Annotated in this window: 14 protein-coding genes; 8 read left to right on the top strand and 6 right to left on the bottom strand. The window is 64.2% G+C overall.

The features are described from left to right. The first annotated feature begins 101 nt into the window (after positions 1–101). The 8 genes from AC51GT_RS23205 (at position 102) to AC51GT_RS23170 (ending at position 7,613) form a co-directional block, all read left to right on the top strand. Positions 102–1,268 carry an acyl-CoA dehydrogenase family protein gene (locus AC51GT_RS23205; protein ID WP_496326468.1) on the top strand — a complete coding sequence of 389 codons (1,167 nt, stop codon included), beginning with the start codon at positions 102–104 and terminating at the stop codon, positions 1,266–1,268. Continuing rightward, the gene (locus AC51GT_RS23200; RefSeq protein ID WP_496326469.1) at positions 1,268–2,035 is read left to right on the top strand and encodes an SDR family NAD(P)-dependent oxidoreductase; all 768 of its coding nucleotides are present in this window, start codon (positions 1,268–1,270) and stop codon (positions 2,033–2,035) included. The genes AC51GT_RS23205 and AC51GT_RS23200 overlap by 1 nt, the downstream gene beginning before the upstream one ends. After that, on the top strand, positions 2,035–3,297 hold the full coding sequence (locus tag AC51GT_RS23195; protein WP_496326470.1) for a CaiB/BaiF CoA transferase family protein: 1,263 nt from the start codon (positions 2,035–2,037) through the stop codon (positions 3,295–3,297). The genes AC51GT_RS23200 and AC51GT_RS23195 overlap by 1 nt, the downstream gene beginning before the upstream one ends. Next, complete coding sequence (locus AC51GT_RS23190) at positions 3,287–4,105, top strand: enoyl-CoA hydratase/isomerase family protein (protein ID WP_496330313.1); 819 nt, start codon at positions 3,287–3,289, stop codon at positions 4,103–4,105. Before AC51GT_RS23195 ends, AC51GT_RS23190 begins: the two co-directional genes overlap by 11 nt. After that, complete coding sequence (locus AC51GT_RS23185; RefSeq protein ID WP_496330312.1) at positions 4,106–5,251, top strand: thiolase family protein; 1,146 nt, start codon at positions 4,106–4,108, stop codon at positions 5,249–5,251. A 13-nt stretch (positions 5,252–5,264) separates the two neighbouring features. After that, positions 5,265–6,413 carry an acyl-CoA dehydrogenase family protein gene (locus AC51GT_RS23180; protein WP_496330311.1) on the top strand — a complete coding sequence of 383 codons (1,149 nt, stop codon included), beginning with the start codon at positions 5,265–5,267 and terminating at the stop codon, positions 6,411–6,413. Positions 6,414–6,507: 94 nt separating this feature from the next. After that, positions 6,508–7,113 carry a TetR/AcrR family transcriptional regulator gene (locus tag AC51GT_RS23175; protein WP_496326474.1) on the top strand — a complete coding sequence of 202 codons (606 nt, stop codon included), beginning with the start codon at positions 6,508–6,510 and terminating at the stop codon, positions 7,111–7,113. Next, positions 7,110–7,613 carry a hypothetical protein gene (locus AC51GT_RS23170; RefSeq protein WP_496326475.1) on the top strand — a complete coding sequence of 168 codons (504 nt, stop codon included), beginning with the start codon at positions 7,110–7,112 and terminating at the stop codon, positions 7,611–7,613. Before AC51GT_RS23175 ends, AC51GT_RS23170 begins: the two co-directional genes overlap by 4 nt. 77 nt (positions 7,614–7,690) lie before the next feature. On the opposite strand, the gene AC51GT_RS23165 is transcribed toward AC51GT_RS23170, so the two are convergent. From AC51GT_RS23165 to AC51GT_RS23140, 6 genes are all read right to left on the bottom strand, one after another. Then, positions 7,691–8,362, bottom strand: coding sequence for a hypothetical protein (locus AC51GT_RS23165; protein ID WP_496326476.1), 672 nt, complete (start codon positions 8,360–8,362; stop codon positions 7,691–7,693). 83 nt (positions 8,363–8,445) lie between these two features. After that, positions 8,446–8,916 carry a pyridoxamine 5'-phosphate oxidase family protein gene (locus AC51GT_RS23160; protein WP_496330310.1) on the bottom strand — a complete coding sequence of 157 codons (471 nt, stop codon included), beginning with the start codon at positions 8,914–8,916 and terminating at the stop codon, positions 8,446–8,448. A 38-nt stretch (positions 8,917–8,954) separates the two neighbouring features. After that, on the bottom strand, positions 8,955–9,926 hold the full coding sequence (locus AC51GT_RS23155) for an NADPH:quinone oxidoreductase family protein (RefSeq protein WP_496330309.1): 972 nt from the start codon (positions 9,924–9,926) through the stop codon (positions 8,955–8,957). Positions 9,927–9,931: 5 nt separating this feature from the next. Beyond that, on the bottom strand, positions 9,932–10,696 hold the full coding sequence (locus tag AC51GT_RS23150; protein WP_496326479.1) for an enoyl-CoA hydratase-related protein: 765 nt from the start codon (positions 10,694–10,696) through the stop codon (positions 9,932–9,934). Next, on the bottom strand, positions 10,693–11,709 hold the full coding sequence (locus tag AC51GT_RS23145; protein ID WP_496330308.1) for a phosphotransferase family protein: 1,017 nt from the start codon (positions 11,707–11,709) through the stop codon (positions 10,693–10,695). Before AC51GT_RS23145 ends, AC51GT_RS23150 begins: the two co-directional genes overlap by 4 nt. Then, positions 11,709–13,010 (bottom strand): acyl-CoA dehydrogenase family protein, encoded by a 1,302-nt coding sequence (locus AC51GT_RS23140; protein WP_496330307.1) that lies wholly within the window; start codon positions 13,008–13,010, stop codon positions 11,709–11,711. The genes AC51GT_RS23145 and AC51GT_RS23140 overlap by 1 nt, the downstream gene beginning before the upstream one ends. Positions 13,011–13,117 lie beyond the last annotated feature (107 nt).

Below are 13,117 nucleotides of genomic sequence, written 5' to 3'. Positions count from 1 at the left end.
CCGCAACGGCGAATTCTCCTGCATGCAGCGGCAGGCGTGACTCGATGCGGAAATCGGCACGAGACGGAAAAGATCGGAAGGAATGCGTTGTGTCCACCGGAATGAACTTTGATTTGACCGAGGATCAGGAACTGATCCGCAAGTCGGTATCCGAGCTGGCAAGTCGTTTTGATGACCAGTATTGGATGGAAAAGGATCTCGCGCACGAGTTTCCGAAAGAATTCTACAAAGCTATCGCCGACGGTGGTTGGCTGGGAATGACCATGCCGGAGGAATACGGCGGTCACGGTCTGGGCATCACCGAGGCGACGCTGCTGCTCGAGGCGGTGTCCCGTTCCGGTGGCGCGATGAATGCCGCGAGTTCGATCCACCTGTCGATCTTCGGTATGCATCCGGTCGTTGTGCACGGATCCGATGAACTGAAGGCCCGTACCCTGCCACGCATCGTCAACGGTGACCTACATGTCTGCTTCGGCGTCACCGAACCCGGTGCCGGCCTGGACACTTCGCGGATCACCACCTTCGCCAAGCGCGAAGGTGACAGCTATGTCGTCAACGGCCGCAAGGTGTGGATCTCCAAGGCGATGGAGTCGGAGAAGATCCTGCTGCTGACCCGGACGACGAAGTACGAAGATGTCGAGAAGAAGACCGACGGCATGACGCTGTTCCTCACCGATCTCGACCGCAGCAAGGTGACGATCCGGCCGATCCCGAAGATGGGCCGAAACGCGGTGACCTCCAACGAGTTGTTCATCGATGATCTCCGGATCCCGATCGAGGATCGCGTCGGAGAAGAGGGCCAGGGCTTCAAGTACCTGCTCGACGGACTCAACCCGGAGCGCATGCTGATCGCCTCGGAAGCCCTCGGTATCGGACGTGTCGCCCTCGACAAGGCCGTCAAGTACGGCGGCGAACGTATCGTCTTCAATCGGCCGATCGGCATGAATCAGGGAATCCAGTTCCCGCTGGCCGACGCGCTGGCCCATCTGGATGCCGCAGAACTGGTGCTGCGCAAGGCAACCTGGCTCTACGACAATGGAAAGCCCTGTGGCCGTGAGGCAAACACCGCAAAGTATCTTTGTGCTGAAGCCGGTTTCAATGCGGCCGACCGGGCCCTGCAGACGCACGGCGGTATGGGCTACTCGGAGGAGTACCACGTCGCGCGGTACTTCCGCGAGGCCCGGCTGATGAAGATCGCCCCGATCAGCCAGGAGATGATCCTGAACTATCTGGGTTCACATACTTTGGGAATGCCGAGGAGCTACTGATGAGCGTCAAAACTGGAATGTTCGATCTGACCGGACGGTCGGCCCTGGTCACCGGCGCAGCCGGTGGCATCGGTTCGGCTGTGGCAGAAGCGTTTGCCGCCGCCGGTGCCGCCGTTCTGGTCACCGATATCAACGGTGAGGCGGCCACGTTGGTTGCCAAGCGCATCGTCGAGGCCGGCGGCAAGGCAGAGGGATTCGAGCTCGACGTCAGTGATCGTGAAGGTGCCGACGCGGCTGCGTCGGCGGCGGCCGCACTCGCCGACGGAGTTCTGCACATCGTCGTCAACAATGCCGGGGTCACCGCGCCCGCGATGTTCAAGGACACGACCGGGGAGTCGTTCCAGCGGATGCTCGACATCCACCTCAAAGGCGCCTTCAACTGCTCCCAGGCGGCGTTGCGGTACCTCCCCACCGACGGCACCGGCCGGATCATCAACGTGACGTCGTCTGCCGGTATCACCGGGACACTGGGGCAGGTCAACTACTCGGCGGCGAAGGCCGGCATCATCGGTCTGACGAAGTCGCTGGCGCGTGAGCTGGCGCGCAAGCAGATCCTCGTCAACGCGCTGGCCCCACTGGCCGCGACGCCGATGACCAAGACGATCCGCACCAACGAGAAGTTCGCCGAGAACATGCTCAACCGGATTCCGTTGCGGCGCTGGGCCGAACCGGAAGAGATCGCCGGCGCGTTCCTGTTTCTCGCCTCTGATGCCTCGTCGTTTGTCACCGGTCAGGTCTTGCCGGTCGATGGCGGCATGGTGATGTGATGAGCTCCGCTGACCTTTCGGATGCCGCTGACCGGCCGGACGCCGGTGAGTCGGCGGGCCCGCTCGCCGGTGTCACCGTGGTGACGCTCGAGCAGGCCATCTCGGCCCCGATGTGCACCCGGACCCTGGCAGATTTCGGGGCCCGGGTGATCAAGGTCGAGAATCCGAAGGGCGGTGACTTCGCCCGCCACTACGACGATGTGGTGAAAGGCCAAGCCGCCCACTTCGTCTGGGCCAACCGTGGCAAGGAATCGGTCACCCTGGATCTGAAGTCGGCGGCCGGGATCGATCTGCTGCACCGGTTGCTCGACCGGGCCGACGCGCTGGTGTCGAATCTCGCGCCAGGGGCGACTGCACGGCTCGGCTTGTCGGGGGACGAGCTGGCACGGCGCCATCCGAATCTGGTTGCGGTCGAGATCGACGGATACGGCAGTGGTGGTCCGTTGTCGCACAAGCGGGCCTACGATCTGCTGGTCCAGGCCGAGGCCGGCGTCTGCGCCGTGACCGGATTCCCCGGTCAACCGGCGAAACCCGGTCCGCCGGTGGCGGATGTCTCGACCGGTCTCTATGCCGCTCTGTCGATCATCGCGCTGCTGTACTCGCGGGACCGGCGCGTTGCGGAGGGCAAGGGTTCTGCCGAGGTCAAGGTGAGTCTTTTCGACACCGCAGCCGAGGTCATGGGTTACCAGCTGAACTACACCCGTCATTCCGGGGTCGACCAGCAGCCGCTGGGCATGAGTTCGCCCGCGGTCTCGCCGTACGGTTCGTACGCCACCGCCGACGGGCAGACGGTGGTCCTGGGTACGACCAACGACAGCGAGTGGCAGCGTCTGGCGCGGGAGATCATCGGCCGTGATGATCTCGCCGACGACTCCAGGTTCGCGAACAACAGCGGCCGCGTGGCCAACCGGGACGTGCTGCAGGAGGCCGTCGGAGCCTGGTGCGCGGAGCACGATCTGTCCGAGATCCAGAGCATCGCGGACAAGGCGGGTATCGGTAATGCCCGGTACAACCTGCCCAGTGAGGTGATCGCGCACCCGCAGCTCTCCGAACGAGACCGCTGGCGCGACATCGACACTCCGAACGGTCCGATCGCGGCGTTGCTGCCACCCCCGATCATCTCGGGTTTCGATCCGCCGATGGGTGCGGTACCGGGGCTCGGTGAGCACACCGAGAAGATCCTGGCCGACGTCGGTGTCGGCGAGGACGATCTGGTGGGACTACGGGCACAGGGTGCGGTCGGTCCGGCGTATGAACGCTGAGCCAGAACTGCTGTGCGATGATCGCGACGGGGTCCGGACCCTCATCCTGAACCGGCCGCGCCGCAAGAATGCGATCAGTCGCGAACTCTGGATCGCGTTGCGGGACGCGCTGATCGCCGCGGGTGACGATCGCACCGTCCGGGCGCTGGTCATCACCGGGGCCGGTGGTGCATTCTGCTCGGGCGCCGACATCGCCACCCCCGACCCGACGCATCCGACATACAAATTGCGTAACCTCACCGCGGTCGCCGAGTTGCTGCACAACCTCCCGATGCCGACGATCGCCAAGGTCGACGGGGTGGCGGTGGGTGCGGGCTGGAATCTGGCGCTGGGTTGTGACTTTGTGGTCGCCACACCGGGATCGACGTTTTCACAGATCTTCGTCAAGCGGGGATTGTCGATGGACCTAGGTGGTTCCTGGCTGCTGCCGAAACTCGTGGGCCTGCAACAGGCCAAACGACTGACGATGCTGGCCGAGCAGATCGATGCCACCGAGGCCCGCGCGCTGAACCTCGTCACCTGGGTGGTCGCCGCCGAGGAGATCGATGCTTTCGTCGACGACCTCACCGGCCGGCTCGCGGCCGGACCGCCGATCGCGCTGGCACAGACGAAGGCCTTGCTCAACGAGGGCGCCGATCGCACGTTGCACGATGCGCTGGCCAACGAGGCCCGCGCGCAGGCCGCCAATTTTGCGACCCGCGACGCCCAGGAGGCGTTTGCCGCCTTCAGCGCGCGGCGAACACCGGAATTCACCGGCCAGTGGGCTGTGCCCCGGCCGTCATCACAGAACACCGAAGTGGAGAAGTAGATGCGCGAAGTTGTCATCGTCGAGGCGGTTCGTACCGCAGTCGGAAAACGGAACGGCGGACTGGCCGGCGTTCATCCGGTCGATCTTTCGGCTCATGTGCTCACGGCCCTCGCCGAGCGCAGCGGTGTGAACCCGGAGATCATCGATGATGTTGTGTGGGGCTGTGTTTCGCAGGTCGGTGACCAGTCCAGCAATGTCGGCCGGTATTCGGTCCTGGCCGCCGGATGGCCCGAATCGATCCCCGGGGTCACGATCAACCGGGCGTGCGGATCGAGCCAGCAGGCACTCGACTTCGCGGTGCAGGCAGTGATGTCGGGCCAGCAGGACGTCGTCGTCGCGGGCGGTGTCGAGGTGATGAGCCGCGTGCCGCTGGGTGCGGCCCGCTCGACCGGCGCGCCGTATGGGCCCAAAGCCCTTGGCCGCTATGAAGGTTTTGCCTTCAACCAGGGGATCTCGGCCGAGAAGATCGCCCAGAAGTGGGGTTTCGACCGGACCGCCGTCGACGAGTTCTCGGTGCTCTCCCATGAGCGGGCCGCGAAAGCGCAGGATGCCGGCGCGTTCGAGTCCCAGATCGTCGCCACCCCGACCGACGACGGTGTCGTCACCGCCGACGAGGGTATCCGGCGGGGGAGCACGGTCGAAAAGCTGGCCAACCTCAAGCCCGCGTTCGCCGAAGACGGCGTGATCCATGCCGGCAACTCGTCCCAGATCTCCGATGGCGCAGCGGCATTGCTGGTGATGACCCCGGAAAAGGCGCGCGAGCTGGGTTTGAAGCCGTTGGTGCGGTACACCGCCGGTGCCGTCGTCGGTGATGATCCGGTGCTGATGCTCACCGGCCCGATCCCGGCGACCGCGAAGGTCCTCGACAAGGCGGGCGTGAAGCTGTCCGAGGTCGGCGTGTTCGAGGTGAACGAGGCATTTGCTCCGGTCCCGATGGCCTGGCTCGCAGAAATCGGTGCCGATCCGGCCCTGCTGAACCCGCTCGGTGGTGCGATCGCCCTGGGTCACCCGCTCGGTGGTTCGGGGGCGATTCTGATGACCCGCATGATCAATCACATGCGCGACAACGGAATCCGGTACGGACTGCAGACCATGTGTGAGGGCGGCGGCACTGCCAACGCCACCCTCGTCGAACTGGTTTCGTGAGAGAGGAAGCGATATGAGACGCGGAGTATTCACCGAGGACCATGAGGAGTTCCGGGCGCTGGCGCGCGACTTCATCGGCAAGCGCATCGTTCCGGAGTACGCGGCCTGGGAAAAAGCCGGTCAGATGCCGCGCGAGATCTTCGCCGAACTCGGATCGCTCGGACTGCTCGGTATCGCAATCCCCGAGGAGTTCGGCGGCGCCGGCCTGCGCGACTACCGCTACAACGTCATCCTCCAGGAGGAAGCGGCGCGAGCGCTGGTCACGTTGAGCACCGTCCGGACCCAGCTCGACGTCATCCTCCCGTACTTCCTCGAGTACGCCAACGAGGACCAGCGGACCCGCTGGTTCCCGGGGCTTGCCAAGGGCACGCTGCTGTCGGCGATCGCGATGACCGAACCGGGCACCGGATCCGACCTCGCAGGCGTGAGCACCAACGCCGTGCTCGAAGGCGACGAGTATGTGCTCAACGGTGCCAAGACCTTCATCACCGGCGGATTGCTCGCCGACCTGGTGATCGTCCTGGCCCGGACATCGACCGATCCGGACAACCGTCGTGGCGGTCTGTCGCTGCTGGTCGTCGAGGACGGCATGCCAGGTTTCGAACGCGGCCGGGTGCTCGAAAAGATGGGTTGCAAGGTCCAGGACACCGTAGAACTGTCCTTCGACAATGTCCGGGTGCCGGTGTCGAACCTGCTCGGTGAGGAAGGCAAGGCGTTCGGCTACCTCGGCCGGAACCTGCCGCAGGAGCGCATCACCGTGGCCGTGGGTTCGATCGCCCAGGCGCGGGCGGCCGTGACGACCACCATCGAGTACGTGAAAGAACGCAAGGCGTTCGGTACGCCGGTCAGTTCGTTCCAGAACACCAAGTTCGAACTCGCGGCCATGTCGGCCGAGATCGAGGCCGGACAGGCGATGGTCGACCGCGCGGTCCTCGATCTGGTGGACGACGAATTGTCCGGTTCTGACGCCGCACGGGTGAAACTCTTTTGCACCGAAGTCCAGGCGAGAGTCGTCGATCGGTGCCTGCAGCTGTTCGGTGGGTACGGATACATGGCCGAATATCCCATCGCCAGGCTCTACCTCGATGCCCGGGTTGCACGCATTTATGCAGGCACAAGCGAAGTCATGAAGGTGATCATCGCCAAATCGCTCGGTCTGTGATCTGCAACCCACATCAAATTTGGTGAGACTCTTGTCACATCGGTGAATCCAACCTACTATCTGTTCAGTTGGTTGGCTGGAGCGAAGGACATCAGTGGCGAGTGATCGACCTTACGAAGCTCTTCTCGTCAAAGGCGAGGAGCGCAAGCGACAGATTCTCGACGTCGCGCAACGGTTGCTCGCACGTAACGGGTGGCGCAATACGACTCTGTCGCAGATCGCCACCGAAGCCGGCGTCAGCTCCGCCGGTTTGCTCCACCATTTCGAGTCCAAGGCACAGCTCCTACATGCGGTTCTCGAGATGCGCGATGCCGACGACGACCAACATGCCGATCGCGAAGGCGATCTGCTCGAAGGGATCGTGAGGGTCGCCGAGCGATTCGAACGGTCCCCGGAACTGATAGGAACGTTCGCGGTGCTCCAGATGGAGAACCTCGAACCGGATGCGCCGCTGCATGATCGCCTGCTCGCCAGGTATCACGCCGCAATTGGCACCGTTGCCGCTGGTATCCGGCGCGGACAGGCCGATGGTAGGTACCGCTCGGACTTCGATGCAGATTTGAAGGCCTTCGAAATAGTCGCCTTTCTCAATGGGATGGAAACATCATGGCTGCTGGATCAATCACTTCCACTGACGGAAGTGTTCAGGGAATACGCAAAGTCGCTGGCGAGGGACTTCGGGCGGGTGACGAATTCGTGAAGTACCGCCTGGTGGTCGTTGCACCGACGGCAAATGAGGTGATCAAGTACGCCGGCGGCCTGGTGTTCGACCGCGGCATGGCCGGCTGGGATGTCACGGTGCTGGTGCAGGACGACCCGACTGCGCGGGCCCTGCAGATCCTCGGCGCACAGACGGTCGACTTCGAGTCGGCCTTCGAATGGCGGGGATTCGGATTCCATCCGCAGGCCGTCGTCACCGCCGGATCGCTCTACGAGCGTGATGATCGGGTGCGCGATGGTGTGCAGCAGATCCTCGAGGACGGTGAAACCGAGGTGACGCTCTGGGGTGATCGCCTGCCGTCCGAGCTCGATACCCGGATCGGAACGGTGCGTCACCGTCTCAGTGTTGCCGCCCGGGCCTTCAAGGCGCAGGCGCTCGCCGCCGCATCTCTGCCCGCCGATGCGGTCGGCCTCACCGAGGTGTTCCGCTGCGGCAAGACCCGGTCGTGGGAGGGTCTGTCGGACCTCGTTCCGGCCTGACACGACGACAAATACTCACCTGGGCCCCGACACTTACTGTGTCGGGGCCCAGGTGTTGTCGCGTCGGTGTGCTCTGATCAAGCGAGATGAAGTGCCGGTGGAGCCTTGGTGCGTACCTTGTTGCCGGTGAAGGATTCCACCTGCGAGACCTCGGTGTCCGCTGCCGACGTGGCGGCCAGCGCATGTGCCTTGAAAGCGCGCGCTGCGTTGCTGAGTTGATGCTCGACGGGCGTGATGTCGTCGGCGTGCACAGCAGGCCGGCGGGGGCCCCACAGCATCGTGTTGGTGTCGCCGTTGTCGAAGGATTGGAGAACGCCCTTGTGCAAGAGGGGATTGCGGGCACATACATCACCCGACATCACGACCTTGTGCGGCCACGGGCCGTGGCGTCGTGACCGCAGTGACGGCTCGAGATCCATCTTCAGGGCTGTGTCCACGTCGAGTATCCGGGTGCCGAGTATCTGCAGCGGCCGCGGATCGGCGTCTGATGGAACCAGAACGGTGACAACCCAGCCCGCCATGATGTGGTCGAACAGCAGGCCGCCGGCGTGTTCGACAAGGTCGGCGGTGGTGGTGCCGAGGACGGCCAGCCGGTAGGGCAGGTCGCGGCTTCGCGCTCGCCTGCGCTCCTGCTTCACGAGCCGGACTGCGTCGACGAGCTGATCGTTGGTGGCGAAGGCGGGAACCACCGTCATCGTTGCCCGTACGGGTGTCGACGACGGTGTGGGCCGCCCGGCTGCTCCGCTCACGTGAACATTGTGGCCGGGGACGGCTCGGATGTTCGCGCTTTCGCCGATTCGATGTCCGATGTGCACGATGTGGCCATCAGCGGCTACTTCCCGGCCTTACGGAAATCCCAGCTGACGATCTTCGTCGGGACGACCCGAAGCCAGGCATGCCTTCCGTCGTAGCCGAACCTGCCACCGGCGTACTTCGCTCCGAATGCTGCTTCCGGGGCGATGAGCTCTTCGATCGGCTCACCGGTCCTCGGGACCTCACCGACCGGGGTTGCGTTGCCGATGATCTCCACGCCGCACAGATCGGAGAAGTCGTCACCAGAGTCCACGAGCACGGACACCCTCGGGTCGCGAACGATGTCGGTCCAGCGTTGGCTTTTCACAAGGGAGTTGAGCCACAGGGCCTCGCCGTCCCAGACGTACCAGAGTGCTGACATGTGCGGGGCACCGTTCACGCCGCTCGTTGCCATCCGGCAGGTGCGGTTCGCGTTCAGGAACACATCGCGCTCCTCCGGTGTCATGGCGATGCGTCGGCCGCGTTTCTGCTCCCGTAACTGTTCGCTCATGCTTCGCCTTTCGCCGATGTCATTGTCACGCAGACATTTCAAGCAGTGGCTACCTTGACCAGAACCTTGCCGATGGCCTGACCGTCGGCCACCAGGCGTAGCGCCGAGGCCGCCTGCTCCAGGGGGTAGGTGGCCCCGATGTGGGGGACCGCGGTGCCCTCGACGAGGAGTTCGGCGAGTTCGTCCTCGTTGCGCCGGTACTCGTCCGGCGGCAGGTCCTGGAACTGGAATCCCAGCACCTGTACCCCTTTGACGAGGACGAGGTTGAGCGGGATGCGCGGAATCGTGCCGGAGGCATACCCGATGGTGACAAAACGTCCACCCCGGCCCAGCGCCCGCAGCGCCGGCTCGGACTGGTCACCTCCGACCGGGTCGATGACCGCGTCGGCGCCTTGGGGGACCAGCTCCCGCAGGGCGGTGCGAAGGTCGGCGTTGCGGTGGTTGATCACCGCTGTTGCGCCGTAATCCTTGGCCACGGCCAGTTTTTCGTCCGAGGAGGCCACGGCGGTGACGGTGGCGCCGATGGCGACGGCCAGTTGCACCGCCGCCAGTCCCACGCCGCCGCCGGCGCCCAGGACGATCACGTGGTCGCCCGCTTTGATGCGGGCCACCGAGCGCAGCGTGTGGTAGGCCGTGCGGTGGGCGACACCGAACGCGGCGGCCACCTCGTCGGAGATCGATTCCGGGATCATCTTCAGTCCGGCCGCGGTGGCACAGACCTCTTCGGCGAACGCACCGACGATGCCCGTCCCGGTCACCCGGGCGCCGACAGCCACGGATGTGACATCGTCGGCGACCTCGGTGACGGTGCCGGCGAACTCGCTGCCCGGCACAAACGGTGTGGGGACCTTGACCTGATACTCCCCGGCGATCACGAGGACGTCGGGAAAGTTCGCTGCGGCGCAGGTAACTGCCACGCGGGCCTGACCGGCTTTCAAAGATGGAGCCGGAATATCCTGAACCTCAACGATTTCCGGCGGACCCGGTTCCGGGCACACGGCTGCGCGCATACGCCTTACCGCCCTTGCCAGTTCGGTTCGCGCTTCTCGATGAATGCCATCGCGCCTTCTTTGGCGTCGCTGCTGCTGAAGACGATCGCCTGTTGCTCGGCCAGCCGCGTCTTGGCGGCGGCGGCGTCCGAGACCGAGAGTCGGACGAGCTCTTTGCAGGCGGCCAGGCCCAAGGGGGCGTTGGCCGCGACACGTTCGGCATAGCCGATCGCCACGTCGAGCACATCCTCCTGCGACGCAACAGCATTGACCAGGCCGATCTCGTACGCACGCTGCGCCGTGATCAGATCGCCGGTCAATGTCATCTCCAGGGCGATGCCCATCGGGATGCGGGTACCGATCGTGGTTCCGCCGCCACCGGGGAAGAGGCCACGCTTGACCTCGGGGAGTCCGAACTTCGCTGCCGTCGACGAGACGATGATGTCGCAGCCGAGCAGCAGTTCGAGGCCGCCGCCGATGGCGGTGCCGTTCGCGGCACCGATCACCGGGACGGCCAGCGCGCCACTGGCGAGGCGCTCGAAACCCTCGGAGGAGAAGTCTCCACCTTCGGCGAACGCACGAAGATCCATGCCCGCACAGAATGCGCGATCACCGGTACCGGTCAGGACGATGGCGCGGATCTCCGGATCTTCTTCGGCTTCGAGTGCGGCCGTACCGATTCCGCGAAGGAGGCTGCCGGTGAGCGCATTTCGGGCTTCGGGGCGGTTGAGTCGCAGGATCAGGACGGCGCCGCGCCGCTCTGAGATGAGCTCGTCGGTCGTTGTGCTCATGATTTGTAGTCGCTCGATTCTGCGAAGTCGGCGGCCGAACGCATCAGGGTGTCGATGACCGGACCGTAAGACTGCAACTTGATGTCGTCACCGGCGCGCTGAAAGCCCTGTTCTAGGACGATGGCGAGCTTCCACTTGGCGAGGACCAGGTAGTAGTCCAGGTCGTCGACCTGGCGTCCGGAGACCTTGGAGTAGTGGTTGATCATCTCGTCGCGTGAGGGCATTCCGGACAGATCGACGTAGCTGGCGGTGGCGGCCTCGGGCGCGTTGGTGTCCTCGGGCCAGCCCTGGACCATCCAGGCCAGGTCCAGCTTGGGGTCACCGACGGTGCCCATCTCCCAGTCGACGATCGCGGCCAGCTGTGCCGGGGCGCCTTCCTTGTACATCACATTGGCGAATTGGTAGTCGCCGTGCATGATTCCGGGGATGAAGTCGAGCGGCTTGTGGGCATTGAGCCACGCGGTGGCCTCGGTCATACCTTCGAGTTCGCGGCCCTTGATCCGCTCGAAGAACCGGGTCCAGCGAGACACCTGGCGCTCATGGAAACCGTCGGGCCGGCCCAGATCGCCCAGGCCTTGAGCCTTCCAGTCGACCTTCGAGAGCAGTGCGATACCTTCGGCGAGCTGATACGCCAGGCCTTTTCGCAGTTCGGGGTCGGAGGTGAAGGGCTCTTTCCACTGTTTGTTGTCCATCGGCGACCAGCCGTCGACATACCCCATCAGGTAGAACGAACGTCCCAGGACCGAGGTGTCGGCGCAGGCGGCGATGGCCTTGGTGTGCGGAACATCGGTGCCGTCGAGGGCCTCGATGATGCGCCATTCCCGCATGATGCCTTCATCGCGGTTGGCCGGTGCGCCCGGCGGCGGCATCCGGATCACCGAGACGTTGTCGCCGCGGGTGAGTTTGTAGATCTCGTTTTGTGTTCCGCCGGAGAGGAACTTGGCGTCGAGCGGTTCGCCCTTGCCGGGCAGTCCGGCTTCGTCCATCCAGTCTGCGAGCTTGATCAGATCCATCAGAGGTTCCCCACTTCGAGTTCGAGAAATTCGGCGTATTTGGCTTTGGCTTCGGCTTGTTTGCGAGGAATCCACTCGGTGGGCCACGGGTCTTCGGTGCCCTTGTAGTCGCGCAGGACCTGTTTGGCCACGGTCATCTTGTGGACCTCGGTGGGACCGTCGGCCAGGCCCATCACCGCGGCGCCGTGGACCATGGTCAGGAACGGCATCTCGTTGGTGACACCGAGGGCGCCGTGTACTTGCATTGCGCGCCAAGCGATGTCGTGCAGGACCGTGGGCATGACCACCTTGGCGGTGGCGATGTCCTTGCGGACCTTCTTGTAATCGTTGTACTTGTCGATCTTCCAGGCCGTGTTGAGGACGAACAGCCGGAACTGTGCCAACTGGGCGTACGAGTCGGCGATGTAGCCCTGGATGAACTGTTTGTCGGCCAGGCGGCTGCCTGCGGTCTCGCGGCTCAGCACGCGCTCGCACATCATGTCGATCGCCCTCTGCGCCAACCCGATCGTGCGCATCGCGTGGTGGATCCGGCCACCGCCGAGGCGGGTCTGGGCCACCGCGAACGCCTGACCCTCACCGCCGAGTAGTGCGCTGTCGGGGACGCGGACATTGTCGTAGTGGATCAGGGCGTGGGTGCCCTCGTCCATCGGCTCACCGAACAATCCGACGTTGCGTTCGATGATCACGCCCGGGGTGTCGGTGGGGACCAGGAACATCGACATGCCCTTGTACGCACTCACGTCGGGGTTGGTGACAACCATGACGATCAGGAACGAGGCGGTCTTGGCGTTCGACGAAAAGTACTTGTACCCGTTGATGATCCAATGGTCACCGTCCCGGACCGCGCTGGTCTTGAACTGTGTCGGATCGGCACCGGCCTGCGGCTCGGTCATCGAGTAGCTCGAGAAGCATTCGCCGTCGAGCAGTGGCTGCAGGTACTGCTTTTTCTGTTCCGGTGTGCCGTAGTGGGCGATGATCTCGGCGTTGCCCGTGTCGGGAGCCTGGCAGCCGAAGACGATCGGAGCCCACGACGAACGGCCGAGGATCTCGTTGAGCAGGGCCAACTGGAGCTGGCCGTAACCCTGGCCGCCGAGGTCGGGGCCGAGGTGGGTGGCCCACAGACCCTGGTCGCGAACCCGCTGCTTGAGCGGGTCGATCGCCTTGCGTCGACCCCCGTCCAGCGGGACGAACTGCATATGCGGCCACGCGTGATCGAGTGGTTCGACTTCTTCGCGGACAAATTCATCGGCCCAGTCCAGTTTTGCCTGGTACTCCGGGTCGGTCTCAAAATCCCATGCCATGGCGGCCTCCTCGTTCCGTGTGAGAATATCATTCTGGCGAGACGGAACACAATTCTTGTTTGTGTGAAGATCGTTCCGAATAGGGTGTCCCCACGGAAAGGCGGTTA

This window comes from Williamsia sp. z34, assembly GCF_059553395.1.
This window is presented reverse-complemented; position numbering and strand designations above follow the sequence as displayed.

Bases quoted from the DNA above. Each gene is read 5' to 3' on its own strand.
- AC51GT_RS23140 (WP_496330307.1), bottom strand. From the start codon at position 13,010: ATGGCATGGGATTTTGAGACCGACCCGGAGTACCAGGCAAAACTGGAC.
- AC51GT_RS23150 (WP_496326479.1), bottom strand. From the start codon at position 10,696: ATGAGCACAACGACCGACGAGCTCATCTCAGAGCGGCGCGGCGCCGTC.
- AC51GT_RS23145 (WP_496330308.1), bottom strand. From the start codon at position 11,709: ATGGATCTGATCAAGCTCGCAGACTGGATGGACGAAGCCGGACTGCCC.
- AC51GT_RS23205 (WP_496326468.1), top strand. From the start codon at position 102: ATGAACTTTGATTTGACCGAGGATCAGGAACTGATCCGCAAGTCGGTA.
- AC51GT_RS23185 (WP_496330312.1), top strand. From the start codon at position 4,106: ATGCGCGAAGTTGTCATCGTCGAGGCGGTTCGTACCGCAGTCGGAAAA.
- AC51GT_RS23190 (WP_496330313.1), top strand. From the start codon at position 3,287: ATGAACGCTGAGCCAGAACTGCTGTGCGATGATCGCGACGGGGTCCGG.
- AC51GT_RS23180 (WP_496330311.1), top strand. From the start codon at position 5,265: ATGAGACGCGGAGTATTCACCGAGGACCATGAGGAGTTCCGGGCGCTG.
- AC51GT_RS23195 (WP_496326470.1), top strand. From the start codon at position 2,035: ATGAGCTCCGCTGACCTTTCGGATGCCGCTGACCGGCCGGACGCCGGT.
- AC51GT_RS23200 (WP_496326469.1), top strand. From the start codon at position 1,268: ATGAGCGTCAAAACTGGAATGTTCGATCTGACCGGACGGTCGGCCCTG.
- AC51GT_RS23160 (WP_496330310.1), bottom strand. From the start codon at position 8,916: ATGAGCGAACAGTTACGGGAGCAGAAACGCGGCCGACGCATCGCCATG.
- AC51GT_RS23155 (WP_496330309.1), bottom strand. From the start codon at position 9,926: ATGCGCGCAGCCGTGTGCCCGGAACCGGGTCCGCCGGAAATCGTTGAG.